The sequence below is a fragment of the Streptomyces galbus genome, from assembly GCF_005280195.1.
Classification (GTDB): domain Bacteria; phylum Actinomycetota; class Actinomycetes; order Streptomycetales; family Streptomycetaceae; genus Streptomyces; species Streptomyces galbus.
The window spans coordinates 28,092-48,407 of record NZ_SZPR01000013.1; the positions used below are offsets into that span (position 1 = coordinate 28,092).

Genomic DNA, 20,316 nt, shown 5'->3' on the forward strand with positions numbered 1-20,316 from the left:
AGGACCGCGGGACCGGACGGCAGCGGGGCGGCAGCGGGGAGGGCCGCGCCGGGCGGGCGGGACGCCCGCCCACCGGGCCGTGTCAGACGCCGGCCGCGCCCAGCAGCGTGCCGACGGCGTAGGTGACCCCCATCGCGAGCGCACCGCCCACGACGTTGCGCACCAGCGCGCGGCCCGGGGCGCGGCGCCGAGCCGGGCGCTCGACCAGCCGGTGAGGACGAGGGCGGCCAGGACCGACCCGACCGTGACCCCGAGCCGCCACCCGGCGGGCGGCAGCACGATCGCGAGCAGCGGCAGCAGCGCGCCCACGGTGAACGCGAGGAAGCTCGCCCAGGCCGCGTGCCAGGGGTTGGTCAGGTCGTCGGGGTCGATGCCGAGCTCCACGCGTGCGTGGGCGCGCAGGGCGTCGCGCGCGGTGAGCTGTTCCGCGGCCTCGCGGGCCACCTCGCGGCTGAGCCCGCGCTCCTGGAGGAGGTCGGCCAGCTCCTCCAGCTCCGCCTCGGGCTGGTCGCGCAGCTCCCGCCTCTCCAGGGCGAGGGCGGCCTTCTCGGAGTCCCGCTGGGTGGACACGGACACGTACTCGCCCGCCGCCATCGACATCGAGCCGGCGAGCAGTCCGGCCAGCCCCGCCGTCAGCAGCGCCGCGCGGTCGTCGGTCGCGCCGGCCACGCCGACCACCAGGCCCGCCGTGGAGACGATGCCGTCGTTGGCACCGAGGACGGCCGCGCGCAGCCAGTTCAGGCGGGCGCCGAGGGTGCCGCCGTGGGCCTCGTCGTGCATGGGTGCGTTCACACGGGGAGGATGCCACCCCCGGTGCCGGGGCGCCCGCACCGACTCCTGACGCCCGGTCCGGGCGCGCCAACGCCGGCTCAGCCGTTGAGAGTTGGCAGAACCGGACGTAGGCTTCCGGTCGCTCGCACCGAGGAAGCGTGATCACCCCATGCCCGACAGAGCCACCACCCGCCGGCCCACCGCCGTCGTCCTGGGCGCGAGCGCGGCCGGCCTGTTCGCCGCGGCCGCGCTCACCGAGTTCGCCGACGTCACGGTCGTCGAACGCGACCTGCTGCCCACGGGTCCCGGGCCCCGGCGGGGCGTCCCGCAGTCCCGCCACGCGCACATGGTGTGGAGCGGCGGCGTCAAGGCGTTCGAGGAGCTGCTGCCGGGCGTCGTCGACGCGAGCCTCGCGCGCGGGGCGCGACTCGCGCACATCATGGGCGACATGGTCTCCCGGGCCCCCAACGAGGTCTGGTTCCGCCGCTTCACGACGACCCACCACCGCAACCTGGTCTGCTCCCGCGAGCTGCTCGACCAGGTCCTGCGCGACCGGGTGCTGGCCGACCCGCGCGTGACGCTCCGTCAGGGGACCACCGCGCTGGCACTGGAGGGCGACGCGGGACGGGTCACCGGTGTACGCGTGCGGGCGGGCGGCGAGGAGGGCGTCCTGGGCGCGGACCTGGTCGTCGACGCCTCCGGGCGGGGCTCGCGCGCCCCCCGGTGGCTGTCCGCCCTCGGGCTGCCGGAGGTGACCGAGCGCGAGGTCGACGCCGGGGTCGTCTACGCCACCCGGCTCTACCGTGCCCCCGAGGCCACCCGGCACCTCGCCTTCCCGATCGTCAACGTGCAGGCCAACCCGGCGAAGGCGCCGGGCCGGGGCGGCATCGTGCTGCCGGTCGAGGACGACCGCTGGATCGTCACCCTGGCCGGCACCCGCGGCGGCCGGCCCGGCGACGACCCCGGCGCCTTCGCCGACTTCGCCCTCGCGCTCGGCGACCCGGTGATCGGCGAGCTGATCAAGGACGCCGAACCGCTCGGCGGCGTCACCACCACCCGGGCCACCGGCAACCGCCGCCGCTACTACGAGAAGGCCCCGCGCTGGCCGGACGGGTTCGTCGTCCTCGGCGACGCCGTCGCGGGCTACAACCCGGTCTACGGGCACGGCCTCACCGTCGCCGCGCAGTGCGCCCTCGCCGTGCGCGCCGTCCTGGGCGCCGCCGACGTCACCGCGCCGGGCACCGCCCGGCGGATCCAGCGCGCCGCGGCCCGGCCGGTCGCCGCCGCCTGGGACCTGGCGGTGGGTCAGGACGCCTTCTACCCCGGGGCGAGCGACACCCCGCCCACCGCGATGGAACGTTTCCTCGCCCGGTTCGTCGACCGGGCCGTGGAGACGGGCGCCCGCAGCCCCCGGGCCCTCGGCGCGCTGCTCGACGTGATGGGCCTGGAGAAGCCCGCGACCCGGCTGTTCTCGCCCGACCTGCTGCTCCCGATGCTGCTCGGCCCGAGGCGGCCGCACCTGACGGGCCCGCCGCTGACCGAGGCCGAGCGCCGGGCGGCGACGCCCGGGACGCCCTGACGGGGGCTCAGCTCCGCCGCAGGCCAGGGGGCGTGGCGTCCCCCGTGCGCGGGCCTTCGCGCGCCCCCGCGCGCCGGAGGCGGGGGTCCGGCTGTCGGTCCCGGCCCGTATCCTCAGTGACCATGCTCGAAGACCGCACCGCAGTGTCCTCCCCCACCGAGTGGCCGGCCGCGTATCCCCAGGGGTACGCGGTCGTTGACGTGGAGACCACCGGCCTGGCCCGCGACGACCGGATCATCTCGGCGGCCGTGTACCGGCTGGACGCGCGCGGCGAGGTCGAGGACCACTGGTACACCACGGTCAACCCGGAGCGGGACCCGGGGCCGGTGTGGATCCACGGCCTGACGAGCGAGGCGCTGGAGGGCGCGCCCCTCTTCCAGGACATCGCCGGGGAGTTCGCGGCCCGGCTCGCGGGCCGGGTGCTCGTCGCGCACAACGCCGTCTTCGACTGGCAGATGATCGCCCGGGAGTACGCGCGCGCCCGCTCCGAGGCCCCGGTGAAGCACCGGCTGTGCACCATCGCGCTCTCCAAGGAGCTGCGGCTGCCGCTGCCCAACCACAAACTGGAGACGCTCGCCGCGCACTTCGGCGTCGTCCAGCAGCGGGCCCACCACGCCCTGGACGACGCGCGCGTGCTGGCGGAGGCGTTCCGGCCGAGCCTGCGGGCCGCCGCGGCGGGCGGCCTGCGCCTGCCGCTGCACGAGTGCCGGCCGCTGACGGAGTGGCAGGACCGCCCCGCGCCGCTCATCGGCCGTCAGGCGGGCGGGAGTCACGGCGGGGGGTACGGCGGCTACGGCGGTCAGCGCGGCGGGGGGTGGCGCCCGTCCCGCAAGAGGCCCGCGTGCCCCTATCCCAACCCCGGCCGCTACGAAGTAGGCAAACCGCTCAAACAGGGCATGCGGGTCGCCTTCTCGGGTGACACGTCGGTCGAGCGCGACCTGCTGGAGGACCGGGCCACCGAGGCCGGGCTCCACGTGGCGACCAGCCTGTCCCGGCTGACCAGCCTGCTCGTCACCAACGACCCCGACTCGGGCACCTCCAAGGTGGTCAAGGCCCGGCAGTACGGCACCCCGATCGTGGACGAGGCCGCCTTCGGCCAGCTCCTCGGCGACGTGGAACCGGCCGACGCGTGACCGCCCCGGGTCCCTCCGGGTGATTGCCGCGCGACTCGCCCCGCGTCCGCTCGCCCGGCCCGCGGGGACGGCCCACCCTGTGGCGCATGGCGAGATGCGAAGTATGCGGCAATGACTACGGCATGACCTTCGAGGTGCACGCGCAGGGCGCGGTCCACGTCTTCGACTGCTTCTCCTGCGCGATCCACCGCATGGCCCCGATCTGCGAGCACTGCCGGGTCCAGATCATCGGGCAGGGCGTCGAGGTCGACGGCCACTGGTACTGCGGCGCCCACTGCGCCCGGGCGGAGGGGAGGGCGGGGATCGTCGACCGCGTCTGAGGCCCCCTGCGCGCACCACCCCACGGTCCGAGTTGTACGGTCGTGGGGTGTACCGCTTCCTGTTGTCCCGGCAGTGGGTGATCCTCACGCTGGTCGCCCTGCTGCTCATCCCCACGATGATCAGGCTGGGCGTGTGGCAGATGCACCGCTACGACGAGCGGTCCGCGCGCAACCAGCTCGTGTCCGACGCGCTCGACGCCGATCCGGTCCCGGTGGAGCGGCTGACCTCGCCCGGGCACACCGTCACCACCGACCAGCGGTACCGCACGGTGACCGCCACCGGCCACTTCGACACCGCGCGTGAGGAAGTCGTACGGCGCCGGGTCAACAGCGACGAGCAGGTCGGCTTCCACGTCCTGACCCCGTTCGTCCTGACGGACGGCAGCGTCGTCCTGGTCAACCGGGGCTGGATCCCCGCCGACGCGCCCAGCCAGACCGCGTTCCCGAAGGTCCCGGCGCCCCCCGGCGGCCAGGTGACCGTCACGGGGCGGCTGATGCCCGACGAGACGACCGCGGCCAGCGGCATCAAGGACCTCAAGGGGCTGCCGGCCCGGCAGGTCATGCTGATCAACAGCGAGCAGGAGGCCCGCCGCCTCGGCGCCCGGGTGCTCGGCGGCTACCTCGCCCAGACGGCCCCGGAGCCCCGCGGAGGCACCCCGGAGCTGGTCGGCAAGCCCGGCATGGAGAACGCCGCCCTGAACTACGCCTACGCCATACAGTGGTGGCTCTTCGCCGCGTGCGTCCCCGTCGGCTGGGTGATCCTGGCCCGCCGCGAGGCGCGCGACCGGGGCGAGGCGGCGCGCACCTCCCAGGAGGAGAGCGAGCCGGCACCGGTGTGAGCCGGGCCCCGCGCCCCCGTCACTCCCCCGGGCGCACCCCCTGATTGCCCCCTCGGCCCGCCGGGAACCCGGTCCTGCGTGCAACCCCGCATCGAGGACTACGCCCTGATCGGTGACGAGCAGACCGCCGCCCTGGTCGGCCTGGACGGCTCCGTGGACTGGCTCTGCCTGCCGCGCTTCGACTCCGGCGCCTGTTTCGCCCGGCTCCTCGGCGACGAGGACAACGGCCACTGGCGCATCGCCCCCAAGGGCGCCCGCGGCCGCTGCACCCGCCGCGCCTACCGCCCCGACACCCTCGTCCTGGACACCGAGTGGGACACCGACGAGGGCACGGTCCGGGTCACCGACCTGATGCCCCAGCGCGACGTCGCGCCCGACCTCGTCCGGATCGTCGAGGGCGTCCGCGGCCGGGTCACCGTGCGCAGCACCCTGCGGCTGCGCTTCGACTACGGCGCGGTCGTCCCCTGGATGCGCCGGGCCGACGGGCACCGCGTCGCCATCGCCGGCCCCGACGCGGTGTGGCTGCGCACCGAGCCGCACGTGCGCACCTGGGGCGAGGACTTCGGCACCCACTCGGAGTTCACGGTGGCCGAGGGCGAGCGGGTGGCGTTCGTCCTGACCTGGCACCCCTCGCACCACCCGCGCCCGCCGCTGGTCGACCCGTTCGAGGTGCTGCGCACCAGCGTGGAGGACTGGCGGGCCTGGGCGGCCCGGTGCACGTACGACGGCCCGTACCGGGACGCGGTCGTCCGCTCCCTGATCACCCTGAAGGCGCTGACGTACCGCCCCACGGGCGGGATCGTCGCCGCGGCCACCACCTCGCTGCCCGAGCAGCTGGGCGGGGTGCGCAACTGGGACTACCGCTTCTGCTGGCTGCGCGACTCCACCCTCACCCTGGGCGCCCTGCTGGCCGCCGGGTACCACGAGGAGGCCGAGGCCTGGCGGAACTGGCTGCTGCGCGCGGTCGCCGGCGACCCGGCCGACCTGCAGATCATGTACGGCCTCGCGGGTGAGCGCCGGCTGCCCGAGACGGAGCTGCCCTGGCTGTCCGGCTTCGCGGGCTCGGCCCCGGTCCGCGTCGGCAACGCGGCCGTGGACCAGCTCCAGCTCGACGTGTACGGCGAGGTCATGGACTCGCTCTCGCTGGGCCGCAAGGCGGGCCTGTCGCCCCGGCCGCACGTGTGGTCGCTGCAGTGCGTGCTGATGCGCTGGCTGGACGAGAACTGGCGGCAGCCGGACGAGGGCCTGTGGGAGGTGCGCGGCGGCCGCCGGCCGTTCGTGCACTCCAAGGTGATGGTGTGGGTGGCCGCCGACCGGGCGGTGCGCGCCCTGGAGGAGCACCCCGAACTGCGCGGCGACCCCGACCGCTGGCGGGCGCTGCGCGACGAGGTGCACCGGGAGGTGTGCGACAAGGGCTACGACCCCGAGCGGAACACCTTCACGCAGTCCTACGGCTCCCGCGACCTGGACGCCGCCCTGCTGCTCATCCCCCGCCTCGGCTTCCTGCCGCCCGACGACCCGCGCGTCGTCGGCACCGTGGACGCGATCCGCGACGAGCTGGGGCACGGCGGACTGGTGCGCCGCTACACCACCGACGGCCCCGCGGTCGACGGTCTGCCGGGCGACGAGGGCACGTTCCTGGTGTGCTCGTTCTGGCTGGCGGACGCCCTGCACCTGACGGGCCGGACGAAGGAGGCCCGGGAGTTGTTCGAGCGGCTGGCGGGGCTGGCCAACGACGTGGGCCTGCTGTCCGAGGAGTACGACCCCGTCGCCGGCCGCCACCTCGGCAACTTCCCGCAGGCGTTCAGCCACATCGGACTGGTGAACACCGCCCTTACGCTGTTCGGGGGCGAGGAGGCAGGATAGGTCCATGGATCTTGGACTGAAGGACCGGGTGTACGTCGTCACCGGAGCGACCCGCGGCCTCGGCAACGCCGTGGCGCGTGAGCTGGTCGCCGACGGCGCGAAGGTCGTCGTGACCGGGCGGGACGAGCAGCGCACGGCCGAGGCGGCGGCCGCACTGGGGCCGAACGCCGTCGGCGTCGCCGTGGACAACGCCGACCCGGGGGCGCCGCAGCGGCTGGTCGCGGCCGCACGGGACGCCTTCGGGGCGTTCCACGGGGTGCTCGTCAGCGTGGGCGGACCGCCGCCCGGGTTCGTCGCCGACGCCACCGACGAGCAGTGGCAGGCGTCGTTCGAGTCGGTGTTCCTCGGCGCGGTGCGGCTCGCCCGCGCGGCGGCCGCCGAGCTGGACGCCGGGGGTGTCATCGGGTTCGTGCTGTCGGGGTCCGTGCACGAGCCGATCCCCGGGCTGACGATCTCCAACGGGCTGCGCCCCGGGCTCGCCGGGTTCGCGAAGTCGCTCGCGGACGAGCTGGGCCCCCGGGGCATCCGGGTGGTGGGGCTGCTGCCCGCGCGGATCGACACCGACCGGGTGCGGGAGCTGGACGGCCTGTCCGCCGACCCCGCGGCCACCCGGGCCGCCAACGAGTCGCGCATCCCGCTGCGCCGGTACGGCACGCCGGAGGAGTTCGGGCGGACGGCGGCGTTCCTGCTGTCGCCGGCCGCCTCCTACCTGACGGGCATCATGGTGCCGGTGGACGGCGGGATGCGGCACGGGTTCTGACAACCGCGGGGCGGGACGGGGCGCCGTCAGGTGACCCGTTCCGCCTTGTGGCTGACCGTGCGCAGGCGGACCTCCGCCGGGAGCGCGGGCAGCGCCGCCGCCTCGCGCGCGTGGGCGAGGGGCCCGTCCGCGAGCTCCCGCAGCGCGGTACCGGGGTCGACGTGCGGCTCCATGCGCAGTCTGAGGCGCGCCTGGGGTGCCGTCCGGCGGCCCTTCAGGTGGGCGCGGGCGTGGGCCACGCCCTCCAGTCCGCCGGCGTCGGCGGCGAGCGCGTGCTCCAGGGCGCGTCCGCGCAGCGTCGCACCCGCGCCGTCGCCCGTGTCGACCAGGACCTCGCGCAGCCTGCGACGGCTCAGGACCGCCGCCAGCCACCACAGCGCGAGCAGCACCAGGACCGCCAGGGCGGCGATCACGACCGGCCACCACCAGCCCTCGCCGCGCCAGCGGGTGCGCTCGGCGGTGGACAGCAGGACGTCGTGCCGGCCCTGGTGGAGCCACCAGGAGGGCGGCTTCACACCCAGGCCGACGGCGAGCACCGCGCCGCCCACGGCCAGCAGGACCAGCCCGACCAGGGCCAGCAGGACGCGGTTGACCGTCCTCTGCACCGTCCTCACCCCTTCTTCCCGGGCCGCCGCACGCGCACCGACAGCGACGGCGGACGGGACAGGCCCAGTCCGGCGACCGCCTCGGTGAGCACGGTGTCCAGGTCCTCGTGCACGTCGTCCAGTTCACGGAAGTGCGCGAGCGCGCGCACGTCGGCCCTGCGGCGGTGGACCCGGACCCGCGCCGACTGCACGCCGGCCACCTCCATGGCCCGGTCGCGCAGCACCTGCGCGGCGGTGTCCCGGTCCAGGCCGGCGCGCAGGTCCGGGTGGACGGGGCGCATGGGCAGCAGGGAGCGCAGTCCCGGGGTGAGGGCGAGGAGCAGCAGCCACAGGCCGAGGGCCGCGGCGACGCCCGCGCCGACCAGCACCCAGGTGTCGTCCAGGGGGCGTTCGGCGAGCTGCCGGGCCAGGGTGCGCCGCCAGGACAGGGCGTCCCGGTGGGCGCGCACGGCGGCGATGTCGTAGAGGAAGGCCCCCGCGACGACGAAGAGGGCGACGGCCACGATGCCCGCCGGGACGCGGCGTGCCGACCAGAAGCGGTGGGCCCGGGCCGGGAGCGCCTCGGTCGAGGCCACAGGTGCTGCCGGGTCCTCACCGCCGGTCCCGGGGGCGGGCCGGCGCTCCTTCTCCAGGACCGGCAGGCGCCGCGTGGTGTCGCCGTCCCCGGACGCGCGGGGCTCGCGGGGTTCGCGGGGTGTGCTCATCGCGTCCTCCCCGCGGAGCCGTCCGTCGCCGTCAGGTGCAGGCGCTCCACCTGCACGGCGACCTCCGGGACCTCCATCGACACGCCCGCGCGGACCCGTTCGGCCACGTGCCGGCGCACCGCGTGACAGCGGGCGCCGATGTCGCACGGGTAGTCGAGTTCCAGGTGCACGCTCACGTGGGCGGCACGGCTGGGGGCGGTGCCGCCGGCGCCGGGGTGCGCGTGGGGGCGCACCACGACGGTGGCGTGCGGGGGCGCGGCGTCCGGCGGCAGCGCACCGACCGCCTCGCGTGCCGCCTGGGAGGCGATCTTGGCGACGACCCGGTCGGCGATCCGGGTCGCGCCGCGCTCGGCCGCCGGGACGACGCTCCCGCGCCGGCCGGGCGCGACGGTCCCTTCGCTCACCGCGTCACCGCCGTCGGTCCTCGCGGGTGCGGAAGAAGTCGCCGAACTCCAGGTCCCCTTCCAGGAACCGGCCGACGACGAACCCGACGGCGCCGAGCGCCGCCACCAGCAGGAAGGCCCCGAAGCCGCCGAAGTACCCGGCGAAGCCCAGCGCCATGCCGGCGATCATGCCGACCACGGCCATGCTCAACGTGCTCTCCCCTCAGCCGTACGGCTGTCCGGCCGTCGGCGGGTCACTGGATCCGGGGCTCCGGCTCGTCGTCCTCTTCCTCGGGCAGCTTGACGTCGCTCACGGCGATGTTGACCTCGACGACCTCGAGGCCGGTCATGCGCTCGACGGCCGCGACGACGTTCTCCCGCACGTCGCGGGCGACGTCCGCGATCGCGACGCCGTAGTCCACCACGATCTCCAGGTCGAGCGCGGTCTGCACCTCGCCGACCTCGGCCTTCACCCCGCGGGTCACGGACTTCGAGCCGCCGGGCACCCGGTCGCGCACGGCGCCGAAGGTGCGGCTGATGCCGCTGCCCATGGCGTGCACGCCGACGACGTCGCGTGCCGCGAGGCCGGCGATCTTCTCCACCACCCCGTCCGCGATGGTCGTCCGGCCCCGCCCGGCGGGGTCACCTCCGCCGCGCCTCGGGGTCTTGCGAACCTGTGCCGGCGTGTCCACGCCGTCGTCGGGGGTCTGCGTCCGGTTCCGCTCCGTCATCTCGGTCATCGCCGTACGTCCCTTTCGGTGGTCGTCCTCCACCCACCGTAAGCGCGGTTGCCCGACCGCGCTCCAGGGATGCGGCAGGCTGGAGGAATGACGACGGCGGACGGTTGGACGCGGGCGGTACGTGCGCAGGTGCGACTGGGCAGGCTGCTGCCCCTGGGCGGGCCGCGGGACGGCGCGTGGATCACGGAGGACGCGGTGACGACGGTGCTGCGGGCGGCGGGGCGGGACGTGCCCGGGGTCCTGCTGGGCAAGGTCCGGGTCGGCCCGGCCGACGCGGCGGACGCGGGAGGTGCCGAGGCCGGCGCCGGGCAGGGCGCCCACGGGCCCGCCGTGCCGGTTCCGCCGAGCGGGCTGCTGCCGGGGCCGCTGCGGGTCTCGGCGGAGTGCGCGGCGGGTCCGGCGGAGCCGTTGCCGACGGCGGCGGCACGGCTGCGGGCGGCGCTGGCCGCGGCCGCGGCCGAGCGGCTGGGCCTGACGGTGGCCGAGGTGGACGTGCGCGTGACGACGCTGCTCGACGAGGACCCGGCACCCGGGCCGGAGCCCGGACCCCGGCCCGCGCAGGAGCGCGGGACGGCGCGGCTCGACGTGCCTGACGGCGGTGACGAGGCGCGCGTGGCGCTCGCCGCGCTCGACATTCCCGGGGTGTCCGGGCTGACCGGTCACCTCGGCGGGCTCGGCCGGGCCGTCCATCTGGAGTACCCCCGTCCGGGTGAGACCCGGGAGGCGGCGGCCCTGCCGCGTCGTCACGCGCGCGTCGAGGTCACCCTGCACCCGGGCCACCGGGCCGTGGACGTGGCGCGGCAGGTCAGGGCGGCGGTGAGCGAGGCACTCACCGACCGTCCGACCGTGGCCGTGGTGATCACGGCGATCGGGTGAACGCGCGGTGAGCCGACCGGCTCTCCCCGGGCCCCCGGACCTCTCGGGTCACTCGCCGAGGCCCGCCAGGTCGCGCAGGCGGCGGGACTGGGCGGCGCGTTCGGCCGCGCGCTGCTCGTCGTAGGTGCGCTCCGCGGCGCCCTGGAGCAGCGCCTTGGTCTCGATCACCGCGTCGCGCGGGGCGGCGAGGATCGCGGACGCCAGTTCGCCGACGGTCGCGTCGAGCTGGTCGACGGGCACGGCGATGTTCGCCAGCCCGGTGCTCACCGCCTCCGCCGCCTGCACGAACCGTCCGGTCAGGCACATCTCCACCGCACGGCCGTACCCGACGAGGGAGACCAGCGGGTGGGTGCCCGTCAGGTCGGGGACGAGGCCCAGTCCGGTCTCGCGCATCGCGAACTGCACGTCGTCGGCGACGACACGCAGGTCACAGGCGAGGGCGAGCTGGAAGCCCGCACCGATGGCGTGCCCCTGGACGGCGGCGATCGACACGAGGTCGCTGCGCCGCCACCAGGTGAAGCCCTCCTGGAACCGCGCGATGGCGGCGTCGAGTTCGGCGTCGCCACTGCGCGCGAGGTCGATGAAGGACGGCTCGCCCTCGATGCCCTCGGGCGTGAACATCTGCCGGTCGAGGCCGGCGGAGAAGGACTTGCCCTCGCCGCGCAGCACGACGACCCGCACGGCGCCCGGCAGCAGCCGGCCGGCCTCGGCCAGCGCACGCCACATCGCGGGGCTCTGGGCGTTGCGCTTGGCCGGGTTGGCCAGCGTCACCGTGGCGAGCGCGTCGTCGACGGTGAGCCGTACGCCGTCCTGGTCGAGGAGCAGGTCGGACGAAGCCATGCGGTGCCTCCGGTGGGTGCGGTCAGTCAGCGGTCAGCTAAGTGACTGCACAGTAACCACCCGGCCGGGCGGGGGTGTCCCCAGGGCCCCTGCGGAGTCAGGGGGGTCCGGCCGACCGGGTGGCCACCAGCGGAGCCGATGGGCCGCCCGGGCTCAGGACGAGGGGGTCTTCTTGCCCCGGGTCGCCCCGCCACGCCCACGGAGCGTGACGCCCGACTCGCTGAGCATCCGGTGGACGAAGCCATACGAGCGGCCGGTCTCCTCGGCCAGTGCTCGGATGCTCGCACCGGAGTCGTACTTCTTCTTCAGGTCTGCCGCGAGCTTGTCGCGCGCGGCGCCGGTCACCCGGCTGCCCTTCTTCAGAGTCTCGGCCACCCGTGCCTCCTCATGGGAAGTGCGCTCTGGTCTCCTCATGATCACCCCTCCGGGGCGTGATGGCCACCCATTCGGCAAGGTCGGTACGACATGGTTGTGACGACAGGAGTGCGTCCCCACGAACGGAATATGTGATTCCACACACAGCCGTCCGCAGGACCGAACGCCAGTCCAGGCGAATCAGCAGGTCAGAGACGCACGACGGCCGGTCGCCCCGGAAGAGGGGGACCGGCCGGAAAATGCGTGTACGACACACCTCGATACGAGGAGATCTCACACAGATGAGGGATCACCGATGGGCCGAATGATCCACCCGGCGTGGATCACGCCAGCGCGACCAGGTCGGCGTAGTCCGAGCCCCACAGGTCCTCGACGCCGTCGGGCAGCAGGATGATCCGCTCGGGCTGGAGCGCCTCGACGGCGCCCTCGTCGTGGGTGACGAGGACGACGGCGCCCTTGTAGGTGCGCAGCGCGCCGAGGATCTCCTCGCGGCTGGCCGGGTCGAGGTTGTTGGTGGGCTCGTCGAGCAGCAGCACGTTCGCCGAGGAGACGACCAGGGTAGCCAGGGCCAGCCGGGTCTTCTCGCCGCCGGAGAGCACCCCGGCCGGCTTGTCGACGTCGTCACCGGAGAACAGGAACGAGCCGAGCACCTTGCGGACCTCCACCAGGTCCATGTCGGGGGCGGCGGAGCGCATGTTCTCCAGCACCGTGCGGTCCGCGTCCAGGGTCTCGTGCTCCTGGGCGTAGTAGCCGAGCTTGAGGCCGTGGCCGGGGACGACCATGCCGGTGTCCGGCTGCTCCACGCCGCCCAGCAGCCGCAGCAGCGTGGTCTTGCCGGCGCCGTTGAGGCCGAGGATGACGACCCGGGAGCCCTTGTCGATGGCGAGGTCGACGTCGGTGAAGATCTCCAGCGAGCCGTACGACTTGGACAGGCCCTCGGCCATCAGCGGGGTCTTGCCGCAGGGGGCGGGCTCGGGGAAGCGGAGCTTGGCCACCTTGTCCTGCATGCGGACGTCGTCGAGACCGGCGAGCAGCTTGTCGGCGCGGCGGGCCATGTTCTGCGCGGCGACCGTCTTGGTGGCCTTGGCGCGCATCTTGTCGGCCTGCGAGTGCAGGGCGGCGGCCTTCTTCTCGGCGTTGGCCCGCTCCCGCCGGCGGCGCTTCTCGTCGGCCTCGCGCTGCTGCTGGTAGAGCTTCCAGCCCATGTTGTAGACGTCGATCTGGGAGCGGTTGGCGTCCAGGTAGAACACCTTGTTGACGACCGTCTCGACCAGGTCGACGTCGTGGGAGATCACGATGAAGCCGCCGCGGTAGGTCTTGAGGTAGTCGCGCAGCCAGATGATCGAGTCCGCGTCGAGGTGGTTGGTCGGCTCGTCGAGCAGCAGGGTGTCCGCGTCGGAGAACAGGATGCGGGCCAGCTCGATACGGCGGCGCTGACCGCCGGAGAGCGTGTGCAGGGGCTGGCCGAGCACCCGGTCGGGCAGGTTCAGCGCGGCGGCGATGGTGGCGGCCTCGGCCTCGGCGGCGTACCCGCCCTTGGTGAGGAACTCCGTCTCCTGGCGCTCGTACTGCTTCATCGCCTTGTCGCGGGTGGCGCCCTGGCCGGTGGCGATGCGCTGTTCGTTCTCGCGCATCTTGCGCAGCAGGACGTCCAGGCCGCGCGCGGAGAGAATGCGGTCGCGGGCGAGCACGTCGAGGTCGCCGGTGCGGGGGTCCTGCGGGAGGTAGCCGACCTCGCCGGAGCGGGTGATGGTGCCGGCGGCGGGGAGGGCCTCGCCCGCCAGGCACTTGGTGAGGGTGGTCTTGCCGGCGCCGTTGCGGCCGACCAGGCCGATGCGGTCGCCCTTGGCGACACGGAAGGTGGCGTTCTCGATGAGGACGCGGGCGCCGGCGCGCAGCTCGATACCGGTGGCGGAGATCACGGACAGACTCCTGGGCGGGGAAGGGGCGGGACGGACGGCTGAGGACGATCCCGTCGTCTAATGCGCGAGGAGAATGGCCATGGGCCCCAGTCTAACGGGGGCATGCAACGGCTTTTCCCGGACGGGACGGACGGACCACCGCGGATCACAGGGGACCACGAGGACGATCACGAAGACGATCACGAGGGAGTGACCGCCATGACAGGCACGAACGGCACCCGGCCCAGCATCTGCCCGACCCTGCTGTACGCCGACGCCAAGGCGGCGATCCGGCAGCTCACGGAGGCGCTGGGGTTCACCGAGCTGTCGGTGTACGAGGGCGAGGACGGCACGGTGCTGCACGCCGAGCTGGTGCAGGGCAACGGCGTGGTGATGCTCGGCTCCAAGGGCCGCGGCGGCGTCTTCGACGCGGCGATGAAGAACGCGGGCACCACCGGTGTCTACGTCGTGGTGGACGACGTGGACGGGCACCACGCGCACGCGGTGGAGCACGGCGTGGACGTCCTGATGCCCCCGACCGACCAGGAGTACGGCTCCCGGGACTACATGGCCCGGGACCTCGAGGGCAACGTGTGGAGCTTCGGCACGTACGCCCCCGAGATACCGGCCTGACGGCGCGGTCCCGGCGCCTGCGCCCTCCTAGTGGCCGCCGGTGTGCACCTGGAAGGCGGCGCGGCGGACGGCCTTGGCGAGCGCCGGGTCCGGGTGGGCGGCGGCGAGCGCGACCAGCACCTGCACGGTGCGCGGGTGCCCGACCGCCCGCACCTCCTTCAGCAGCGCGGGCACGGTCGGCTGGAGCGCCGACTCCAGGTGGCGCACCAGCATCGGGGCCTCGCCGTGGTCGGCGACGGCCGCCGCGGTGTCGACCCACAGCCAGGTGGCCTCCTCGCGGGTGAGCACCTCGTGGGCGTCCTCGGGGTCCACGCCGTCGTGCTCGGCGAGCCACAGCAGGGCGTACGGCCGCAGCGCGGGCTCGTCGACGACCGCGCGGACGTCGGGCTCGGCCGGGGCGCCGACCACGCGCAGCGCCTCGAAGGCCAGGCCGCGCAGCAGGGCGTCCTCGCCACGGGCGGCGGCCAGCAGTTCGGTGACGGCGCTGCCGACGGGGCGGGCGGCGAGCCAGGCGCGGTACTCGGCGCGGGCCGCGTTGGGGCGGAGCTGGGCGCAGCCGCGCAGCATGTCCTCGGCGGACTGCTCGATGTTGCCGGCGGGGCTCTGCGCGGCCACGCAGATCTGCTCCAGCTTGACCCACACCGCCCAGCTCCCGAGCGGGGTGAGCGTGGCCTGACCGTCGCCGTAGGTGAGGGCGCCGACGGAGGCGAGGGCGTGCAGGGCCCAGTCGAGCAGCGGGGCCAGCTCGGCGGCCTGTGCGGGGTCGGCCGGCTCGGCCTCGCTCTCGGCGGGGCCCGCGGCGGCGGCCAGGGCGGGGCGCGCGGGGGCGTTCCCGGCGGCGGAGGCCGCGTCGGGGGTGGTGTCGGCGTCGTAGACGACCTCGCAGCGCTCGGTGCGCAGTTCGGTGACGCGCTGGCGCAGCAGGTCCAGGAGCTGGTCGACGGGGACGGGCCCGGCGGAGAGCTGGAGGAAGGAGAGCACCTGGGGCATGGCCGAGACGACCTCGGCGACGGTGGCGGGCTCCTGGTCCCCCGGTTCTGGGGTGGCCAGCGACCAGGCGTCGAACAGGGCGACCCAGCCGCGCAGCACGGCGCTGTCGTCGCGGTCCCAGGCGCGCAGCCGCCAGCCGGGGCGGGCGCTGGCGCCGTGCACCTCGATCAGTCCGGCGAGGCGGGCGGTGTCCCAGTCGGCCCGGACCCGGTCGGGGGTCAGACCGAGGTCGCGGGCGGCCCGTTCGGCGGTCGCGTCGGCCAGCGTGGCCTTGCCGTCGGCGGTCGCCGCGTCGCTGCCGGGGCCGAGGGCCGCGTCGGCCCAGCGGGCGACCCGGGCGGCGGGGGCCAGTCCGGAGCGTGCCATTCTGGCCAGCTCCGCGGGGGCGGGGGTGCCCTCCGGCGGGCGGGGCGCGGGGCGGCGCGGGCGCCGCTGGTTCACAGCTGAGGGGGCGGCGGCCAGGGGTCGGGGGCGGACGAGTCGAAGCCTGGAGTCGCGCGGGATACGGGACGTCACGGGTGCAGTCTTCCGGTTGACGGTCCGAAAACCCAAACGGAACGTCACGGGGGGCTATGGGACTGGCCAAGGGGTGGTGCCGGGACGGGAGGTGACGGGGATGTTTCGGCCAGTCGTACGGCGGTAAACGGAACCGTGGCGCCCGGTCTGCCGGAGCGGGGCCGGCGCGGGTGCGGGGCGGCCGCCGGGGGCTGGTGCGGGCGGCCGCCGGGGGCTCACATCAGGGGGGTGAGGAAGCGGCGCAGGACCTCCTCGTAGGCGCCCGGGTCGGCGTTCCACATCGCGGCGTGCGGGGCGTCCCGGACGGTGTGCAGGGAGACGAGGTCGGGGCGGCGGGCGGCGAGGCGGCGGGAGAGCCGCCACGGGGCGACCGTGTCGCCGGGGCCGTGCACGATCAGGGTCGGCACGGCCAGCCGGGCGGGGTCGAACGCGGCCCGGCCGCCGTCGGGGCCGAGGCCCAGTCCGGCGCGGCCCTGGGCGGCCCGCACGGCCAGCGGCAGCAGGGCGCCCGGGGCGTGGCGGGCGGCGGCCAGGGCGCGCAGGGCGGTCTGCCAGTCGAGGACCGGGGAGTCCAGCACCAGGCCGCTGATCCGGTCGCGCAGCCCGGAGCGGTCGGCGGCGTGCAGGGCCATGGTGGCGCCGGTGGACCAGCCGAGCAGGACGACGCGGTCGGCGCCGTGCCGCACGGCGTAGCGGATCGCGGCGTCCAGGTCGCGCCACTCGGTCTCGCCGAAGTGGTTCAGGCCGTCCGGGGAGCGGGGGGCGCCCAGGTCGCCGCGGTGGGCGAGGGCGAGCACCGGGAAGTGGCGGCGCGCCAGGAAGCCCATGAGGTTCAGGGCGTGTTCGCGGGTGGTGCCCAGGCCGTGCACGGCGATCACCCAGGTACGGCGGTCGCCGGGCAGGAACCAGGCGGGCAGCGCGCCGAGTTCGCCCGGGACGTCGACGTCGGCGTGGTCCAGGCCGAGGGCTCCGCGCGGGTCGCCGACGTAGAGGTTCGGGGTGAGCCAGACCGCGTCGCCGGGGCTGAGGGTGCCGTGGGTGACGCGTTCGAGCCGGCGCACGACCGTGTCGGCGGAGTGGGCCGCCCGGTCGAGGACCGGTCCGACGACCGCGTGGGAGCCGTCGCCGGCCAGGCCGTAGGTGCCCGGGCGCAGGCTGGCGAGGTGGCGGGTGAGGACGACCTGGCCGGCCGCGGTGCCGTGCACGGTGAGCCGGGGCTCGGTCGGCAGGGGGCGGCCCGGGGGTGCCTTCAGGGCGGCGTCGCTGGCGAGGCGGCCGGCGGCGACGCTCGCGGCACCGGCGGCCAGGGCTGCGGTGACGGCGACGGCCGTCGCTTTGACAGGGCGCACGGGTCCAGTGTCCAGGTCCCGTGCGCGTACGGCCAGCGGTGGACCACGACGGGTGACGGGCCCTGCCGGGTTCGGGCGAGGCCGGGAGTGGGATTGCGGTCGCGTCGGCGGGTGCGGGTGCGTGGGGGCCGTTCGCGCAGTTCCCCGCGCCCCTCGGAGGCGGGGACAGTGGGCCGGGAGCCTGGTGCGGCCGCGTCCCGGGGGGATGGGGTGCGCTCGCGTCGGCGGGTGCGGGTGCGTGGGGGCCGTTCGCGCAGTTCCCCGCGCCCCTCGGAGGCGGGGACAGTGGGCCGGGTGCGTGGCTCGGCCGTGTCCCCGCCTCCCTTTGGCCTCAGCCCCGTTGGCCGTAGCCGCGGAGCTTTTCCGTGACCTCGGCGAGTTGGGCGGGGGTCAGGAGGGTGGGGGTCAGGTGGGGGACGGAGGACGCCGTCAGCCAGACGCGGCACATCCACTCCAGCTGGGCGGTGCGGTCGTAGGCCTGGTCGAGGTCGGTGCCGTGGGTGAGGGTGCCGTGGTTCCGCAGGAGGCAGCCGGAGCGGCCGTCGAGGGCGCGCAGGGCGTTCGCGGCCAGTTCGGCGCTGCCGTACGTGGCGTAGGGCGCGACCCGGACGGGGCCGCCGAGCGCGGCCGCCATGTAGTGGACCAGCGGCAGCTCGTCCACGAGCGTGGAGACGGCCGTGGCGTGCACGGCGTGGGTGTGGACGACCGCCCTCGCGTCGGTCGCCTCGTATACGGCGAGGTGCAGCGGCAGCTCGCTGGTCGGGACGAGGGTGCCGAGCACCTGGCGGCCGTCGAGGTCGACGCCGGTCACGTCGTCCGGGGTGAGCCGGTCGTAGGGAACCCCGGAGGGGGTGACCAGGACAGTGCCGCCGACGCGTACCGAGACGTTGCCGGAGGTGCCGACGACCAGTCCGTCGGCGACGGTGCGGCGGGCCGTCGCGACCAGCGCCTCCCAGGCGGCGACGACGTCACCGCCCTGATCGCCGTGGTCCGTCCCCGCGCCCCGCTGTTCGCTCATGCCCCGATCCTCCCAGGCGGCCGTGCGGTCCGGCCGCCCGCCTGTGACGGGAATCTCCTCGTCGGTCCGCCGGGCCCGCCGCGCCCGCTCCCCCGGGCCCCGCCACGGGCGACGCGGTCCGGAAACCGGACAGACGGACACCACTGCGCCCACCCCAGTTCATCTTCCGTTCACCCACGTTGCCTACGGTCAACCGACCGATGACTTCGAACGATTGCCTGGGTAAATGGAAAGCTTCTCGCTGATCCTCGCGATTGTGGTGGTAACCGCACTCGCGTTCGATTTCACGAACGGTTTCCACGACACCGCCAACGCGATGGCCACGACCATCTCGACCGGCGCGCTCAAGCCCAAGGTCGCGGTGGCCATGTCCGCCGTGCTCAACCTTGTCGGCGCATTCCTCTCGGTGGAGGTCGCCAACACGATCTCCAAAGGTCTCGTCGACGAGACCGGCATCCGTCCCGAGGTCATCTTCGCCGCCCTGGTCGGCGCGATCCTCTGGAACCTCCTGACCTGGCTGGTGGGCCTGCCCTCCAGCTCCTCCCACGCCCTGATGGGCGGCCTGGTCGGCGCCACCATCGCCTCGGCCGGCTTCGGCGCGGTCCACGGCGACGTGCTCGTCACCAAGGTGCTGATCCCCGCGGTCGCCGCCCCGATCGTGGCCGGTGTGGCCGCGGCCGTCGCGACCCGCCTGTCCTACCGGGCGGGCCGCAGCGCCGACGGCAAGGCGGCCGAGAAGGGCTACCGCGCGGGCCAGATCGCCTCCGCCGGCCTGGTCTCCCTCGCCCACGGCACCAACGACGCCCAGAAGACGATGGGCATCATCACCCTCGCGCTGGTCGCCGGCGGCGCCGTCGCCCCCGACTCCGACCCTCCCACCTGGGTCATCCTGTCCGCGGGCCTGGCCATCGCGCTCGGCACCTACATCGGCGGCTGGCGCATCATCCGCACCATGGGCAAGGGCCTGACCGACCTGGCGCCGCAGCAGGGCTTCGCCGCCCAGACCAGCGCCGCCACCGCCATCCTGGCCTCCTCCCACCTGGGCTTCTCGCTGTCCACCACGCACGTCGTCTCCGGCTCGGTGATGGGCGCGGGCCTCGGCCGCAAGGGCGGCGTCGTGCGCTGGTCCACCGCGACCCGGATGTTCGTCGCCTGGGGCCTGACGCTGCCGGCCGCCGCACTGGTCGGCGCGCTCGCCGAGTCGGTCACCGACCTCGGCGACTGGGGCACGGCCGTCGTGGCCGTCTTCCTGATCGCCTCCAGCGCGGCCATCTGGAAGGTCTCCCGCCGCCAGGTGGTCGACCACACCAACGTCAACGACACCGAGGAGCCCGCCGGCGTGGTCACCGCCGCGATGGCCGCCGTCACCCCGCCGCCGGCGGGCCTCCCGGCCACCGACGAGCCGTCGGCGGTCATCCCCTCCCCGGCCGTGGCCTCCCCGGCCCTGCCCGCTCCGGTCGTGGCCGCCCCCGTCGGGGCCACGGCGAGCGCCGCGGCCGTCGCCCCGGAACCGGCCGCCCCGCCGGCCGCCGTCTGAGCCCGCCCCGGCACGAAGGAAGAGAAGCAGCATGAAGATCGACTGGGCAGCCCTGGGCTCCGTCTTCGGCGTCAGCCTCGTGGTCACCGTGGGCCTCGTCGCCCTGTTCACCCTCGGCGTGGCGGGCCTCTCCGCCCGCGAGCGGGCCCAGGCCCGGGGCGGCTCGGCCGCCCTCGCGGTCACCGGCGCGTACGCCTGCTTCGCGGCGTGCGCGGCGGCGGTGGCGTACGGCATCAGCCTGATCGTCGCCTGAGTCCGACCGTCCCGTCGTCGCAGTACCACCCGCGCGGGGTGCCTCCGGGCACCCCGCGTCGCTGTGACCCCGCAGGCCCCTTGCGTGTGGGCCTCCACACACTCCTCCGCCCCAGGTCAACGGCAAGTTGACGGCCGTTCGGGGGGCGTGGTGGACTGCCGGGGCCATGTACGGCGGCAAGGAGAGGAAGCCGGTGCGAATCCGGCGCGGTCCCGCCACTGTCACCGGGGTGCCAACCCCGGGAGCCAGGAACTCTCACCGCCGGTCTCGTCGAACCAGGGCGTGGACACCCTGAGTGAGGACATACCGCCATGCTCGGCTGCCATGT

The 20,316-nt window shown here is 75.0% G+C and carries 21 protein-coding genes, 1 pseudogene and 1 riboswitch; of the genes and pseudogenes, 10 read left to right on the plus strand and 12 right to left on the minus strand.

What is annotated here, in order from left to right; translation table 11 throughout:
• Nucleotides 1-82: 82 nt before the first annotated feature.
• Nucleotides 83-780, minus strand: a pseudogene (locus E4U92_RS36350) (VIT1/CCC1 transporter family protein).
• 160 nt (nucleotides 781-940) lie between these two features.
• Between E4U92_RS36350 and E4U92_RS16480 the strand changes: the two are divergent.
• The 6 genes from E4U92_RS16480 to E4U92_RS16505 all read left to right on the plus strand — a co-directional run bounded on the left by E4U92_RS16480 (nucleotide 941) and on the right by E4U92_RS16505 (nucleotide 7,268).
• Nucleotides 941-2,350 carry an NAD(P)/FAD-dependent oxidoreductase gene (locus E4U92_RS16480; RefSeq protein WP_137301177.1) on the plus strand — a complete coding sequence of 470 codons (1,410 nt, stop codon included), beginning with the start codon at nucleotides 941-943 and terminating at the stop codon, nucleotides 2,348-2,350.
• Between the two features lie 122 nt (nucleotides 2,351-2,472).
• A complete protein-coding gene (locus E4U92_RS16485) occupies nucleotides 2,473-3,483 on the plus strand; it encodes a DEDDh family exonuclease (RefSeq protein WP_137301178.1) in 1,011 nt (336 codons plus the stop codon).
• An 86-nt stretch (nucleotides 3,484-3,569) separates the two neighbouring features.
• Complete coding sequence (locus E4U92_RS16490; protein ID WP_079083979.1) at nucleotides 3,570-3,803, plus strand: hypothetical protein; 234 nt, start codon at nucleotides 3,570-3,572, stop codon at nucleotides 3,801-3,803.
• 47 nt (nucleotides 3,804-3,850) lie between these two features.
• Nucleotides 3,851-4,642 (plus strand): SURF1 family cytochrome oxidase biogenesis protein, encoded by a 792-nt coding sequence (locus E4U92_RS16495; protein ID WP_137301179.1) that lies wholly within the window; start codon nucleotides 3,851-3,853, stop codon nucleotides 4,640-4,642.
• Between the two features lie 78 nt (nucleotides 4,643-4,720).
• Complete coding sequence (locus tag E4U92_RS16500; protein WP_137301180.1) at nucleotides 4,721-6,508, plus strand: glycoside hydrolase family 15 protein; 1,788 nt, start codon at nucleotides 4,721-4,723, stop codon at nucleotides 6,506-6,508.
• Nucleotides 6,509-6,512: 4 nt separating this feature from the next.
• Complete coding sequence (locus tag E4U92_RS16505) at nucleotides 6,513-7,268, plus strand: SDR family oxidoreductase (RefSeq protein ID WP_137301181.1); 756 nt, start codon at nucleotides 6,513-6,515, stop codon at nucleotides 7,266-7,268.
• 26 nt (nucleotides 7,269-7,294) lie between these two features.
• Here the strand turns inward: E4U92_RS16505 and amaP are convergent, their stop codons facing one another.
• From amaP to E4U92_RS16530, 5 genes are read right to left on the minus strand one after another with little or no spacing between them, the layout of a single operon-like run.
• Complete coding sequence (gene amaP, locus E4U92_RS16510) at nucleotides 7,295-7,873, minus strand: alkaline shock response membrane anchor protein AmaP (protein ID WP_137301182.1); 579 nt, start codon at nucleotides 7,871-7,873, stop codon at nucleotides 7,295-7,297.
• A gap of 5 nt (nucleotides 7,874-7,878) precedes the next feature.
• Nucleotides 7,879-8,577 (minus strand): DUF6286 domain-containing protein, encoded by a 699-nt coding sequence (locus E4U92_RS16515; RefSeq protein WP_137301183.1) that lies wholly within the window; start codon nucleotides 8,575-8,577, stop codon nucleotides 7,879-7,881.
• Complete coding sequence (locus E4U92_RS16520) at nucleotides 8,574-8,981, minus strand: Asp23/Gls24 family envelope stress response protein (protein WP_137301184.1); 408 nt, start codon at nucleotides 8,979-8,981, stop codon at nucleotides 8,574-8,576. The genes E4U92_RS16515 and E4U92_RS16520 overlap by 4 nt, the downstream gene beginning before the upstream one ends.
• Before the next feature lie 4 nt (nucleotides 8,982-8,985).
• The gene (locus E4U92_RS16525) at nucleotides 8,986-9,171 is read right to left on the minus strand and encodes a hypothetical protein (protein WP_137301185.1); all 186 of its coding nucleotides are present in this window, start codon (nucleotides 9,169-9,171) and stop codon (nucleotides 8,986-8,988) included.
• Nucleotides 9,172-9,214: 43 nt separating this feature from the next.
• Nucleotides 9,215-9,700, minus strand: a complete 486-nt coding sequence (locus E4U92_RS16530) for an Asp23/Gls24 family envelope stress response protein (RefSeq protein ID WP_174863902.1) — start codon at nucleotides 9,698-9,700, stop codon at nucleotides 9,215-9,217.
• A gap of 87 nt (nucleotides 9,701-9,787) precedes the next feature.
• Here E4U92_RS16530 and E4U92_RS16535 point away from each other — a divergent pair, with 87 nt between their 5' ends.
• Nucleotides 9,788-10,576: a nucleopolyhedrovirus P10 family protein gene (locus tag E4U92_RS16535; RefSeq protein ID WP_137301186.1), complete on the plus strand. Its 789-nt coding sequence runs from the start codon at nucleotides 9,788-9,790 to the stop codon at nucleotides 10,574-10,576.
• Between the two features lie 48 nt (nucleotides 10,577-10,624).
• Here E4U92_RS16535 and E4U92_RS16540 read toward each other — a convergent pair whose 3' ends face one another.
• From E4U92_RS16540 to E4U92_RS16550, 3 genes are all read right to left on the minus strand, one after another.
• Nucleotides 10,625-11,416, minus strand: coding sequence for an enoyl-CoA hydratase/isomerase family protein (locus E4U92_RS16540; protein WP_137301187.1), 792 nt, complete (start codon nucleotides 11,414-11,416; stop codon nucleotides 10,625-10,627).
• 153 nt (nucleotides 11,417-11,569) lie between these two features.
• Entirely contained in the window at nucleotides 11,570-11,791 is a 222-nt protein-coding gene (locus E4U92_RS16545) for a helix-turn-helix domain-containing protein (RefSeq protein ID WP_229862163.1), read from the minus strand.
• A gap of 323 nt (nucleotides 11,792-12,114) precedes the next feature.
• Nucleotides 12,115-13,713 carry an ABC-F family ATP-binding cassette domain-containing protein gene (locus E4U92_RS16550; RefSeq protein WP_137301189.1) on the minus strand — a complete coding sequence of 533 codons (1,599 nt, stop codon included), beginning with the start codon at nucleotides 13,711-13,713 and terminating at the stop codon, nucleotides 12,115-12,117.
• A gap of 198 nt (nucleotides 13,714-13,911) precedes the next feature.
• Here E4U92_RS16550 and E4U92_RS16555 point away from each other — a divergent pair, with 198 nt between their 5' ends.
• The gene (locus E4U92_RS16555; protein WP_137301190.1) at nucleotides 13,912-14,325 is read left to right on the plus strand and encodes a VOC family protein; all 414 of its coding nucleotides are present in this window, start codon (nucleotides 13,912-13,914) and stop codon (nucleotides 14,323-14,325) included.
• A gap of 27 nt (nucleotides 14,326-14,352) precedes the next feature.
• Here E4U92_RS16555 and E4U92_RS16560 read toward each other — a convergent pair whose 3' ends face one another.
• From E4U92_RS16560 to E4U92_RS16570, 3 genes are all read right to left on the minus strand, one after another.
• Entirely contained in the window at nucleotides 14,353-15,831 is a 1,479-nt protein-coding gene (locus E4U92_RS16560) for a hypothetical protein (protein ID WP_174863904.1), read from the minus strand.
• A gap of 215 nt (nucleotides 15,832-16,046) precedes the next feature.
• Nucleotides 16,047-17,180 carry an alpha/beta hydrolase gene (locus E4U92_RS16565; protein WP_137301191.1) on the minus strand — a complete coding sequence of 378 codons (1,134 nt, stop codon included), beginning with the start codon at nucleotides 17,178-17,180 and terminating at the stop codon, nucleotides 16,047-16,049.
• A gap of 331 nt (nucleotides 17,181-17,511) precedes the next feature.
• Entirely contained in the window at nucleotides 17,512-18,198 is a 687-nt protein-coding gene (locus E4U92_RS16570) for a class II aldolase/adducin family protein (RefSeq protein ID WP_137301192.1), read from the minus strand.
• Between the two features lie 226 nt (nucleotides 18,199-18,424).
• On the opposite strand from E4U92_RS16570, the gene E4U92_RS16575 reads away from it, so the two are divergent.
• Together E4U92_RS16575 and E4U92_RS16580 are read left to right on the plus strand one after the other, a co-directional pair.
• The gene (locus E4U92_RS16575) at nucleotides 18,425-19,735 is read left to right on the plus strand and encodes an inorganic phosphate transporter (protein WP_137301193.1); all 1,311 of its coding nucleotides are present in this window, start codon (nucleotides 18,425-18,427) and stop codon (nucleotides 19,733-19,735) included.
• A 31-nt stretch (nucleotides 19,736-19,766) separates the two neighbouring features.
• The gene (locus E4U92_RS16580; protein ID WP_067232427.1) at nucleotides 19,767-19,988 is read left to right on the plus strand and encodes a hypothetical protein; all 222 of its coding nucleotides are present in this window, start codon (nucleotides 19,767-19,769) and stop codon (nucleotides 19,986-19,988) included.
• Between the two features lie 134 nt (nucleotides 19,989-20,122).
• Nucleotides 20,123-20,262: riboswitch (cobalamin riboswitch) on the plus strand.
• The last annotated feature ends 54 nt before the right edge of the window (nucleotides 20,263-20,316 follow it).

What these genes read in the sequence shown, in the direction of transcription:
- E4U92_RS16530 (WP_174863902.1), bottom strand. Translation starts at nt 9,700, where the DNA reads ATGACCGAGATGACGGAGCGGAACCGGACGCAGACCCCCGACGACGGC.
- E4U92_RS16580 (WP_067232427.1), top strand. Translation starts at nt 19,767, where the DNA reads ATGAAGATCGACTGGGCAGCCCTGGGCTCCGTCTTCGGCGTCAGCCTC.
- E4U92_RS16505 (WP_137301181.1), top strand. Translation starts at nt 6,513, where the DNA reads ATGGATCTTGGACTGAAGGACCGGGTGTACGTCGTCACCGGAGCGACC.
- E4U92_RS16535 (WP_137301186.1), top strand. Translation starts at nt 9,788, where the DNA reads ATGACGACGGCGGACGGTTGGACGCGGGCGGTACGTGCGCAGGTGCGA.
- E4U92_RS16480 (WP_137301177.1), top strand. Translation starts at nt 941, where the DNA reads ATGCCCGACAGAGCCACCACCCGCCGGCCCACCGCCGTCGTCCTGGGC.
- E4U92_RS16490 (WP_079083979.1), top strand. Translation starts at nt 3,570, where the DNA reads ATGGCGAGATGCGAAGTATGCGGCAATGACTACGGCATGACCTTCGAG.
- E4U92_RS16575 (WP_137301193.1), top strand. Translation starts at nt 18,425, where the DNA reads ATGGAAAGCTTCTCGCTGATCCTCGCGATTGTGGTGGTAACCGCACTC.
- E4U92_RS16485 (WP_137301178.1), top strand. Translation starts at nt 2,473, where the DNA reads ATGCTCGAAGACCGCACCGCAGTGTCCTCCCCCACCGAGTGGCCGGCC.
- E4U92_RS16555 (WP_137301190.1), top strand. Translation starts at nt 13,912, where the DNA reads ATGACAGGCACGAACGGCACCCGGCCCAGCATCTGCCCGACCCTGCTG.
- E4U92_RS16540 (WP_137301187.1), bottom strand. Translation starts at nt 11,416, where the DNA reads ATGGCTTCGTCCGACCTGCTCCTCGACCAGGACGGCGTACGGCTCACC.
- E4U92_RS16515 (WP_137301183.1), bottom strand. Translation starts at nt 8,577, where the DNA reads ATGAGCACACCCCGCGAACCCCGCGAGCCCCGCGCGTCCGGGGACGGC.
- E4U92_RS16570 (WP_137301192.1), bottom strand. Translation starts at nt 18,198, where the DNA reads ATGAGCGAACAGCGGGGCGCGGGGACGGACCACGGCGATCAGGGCGGT.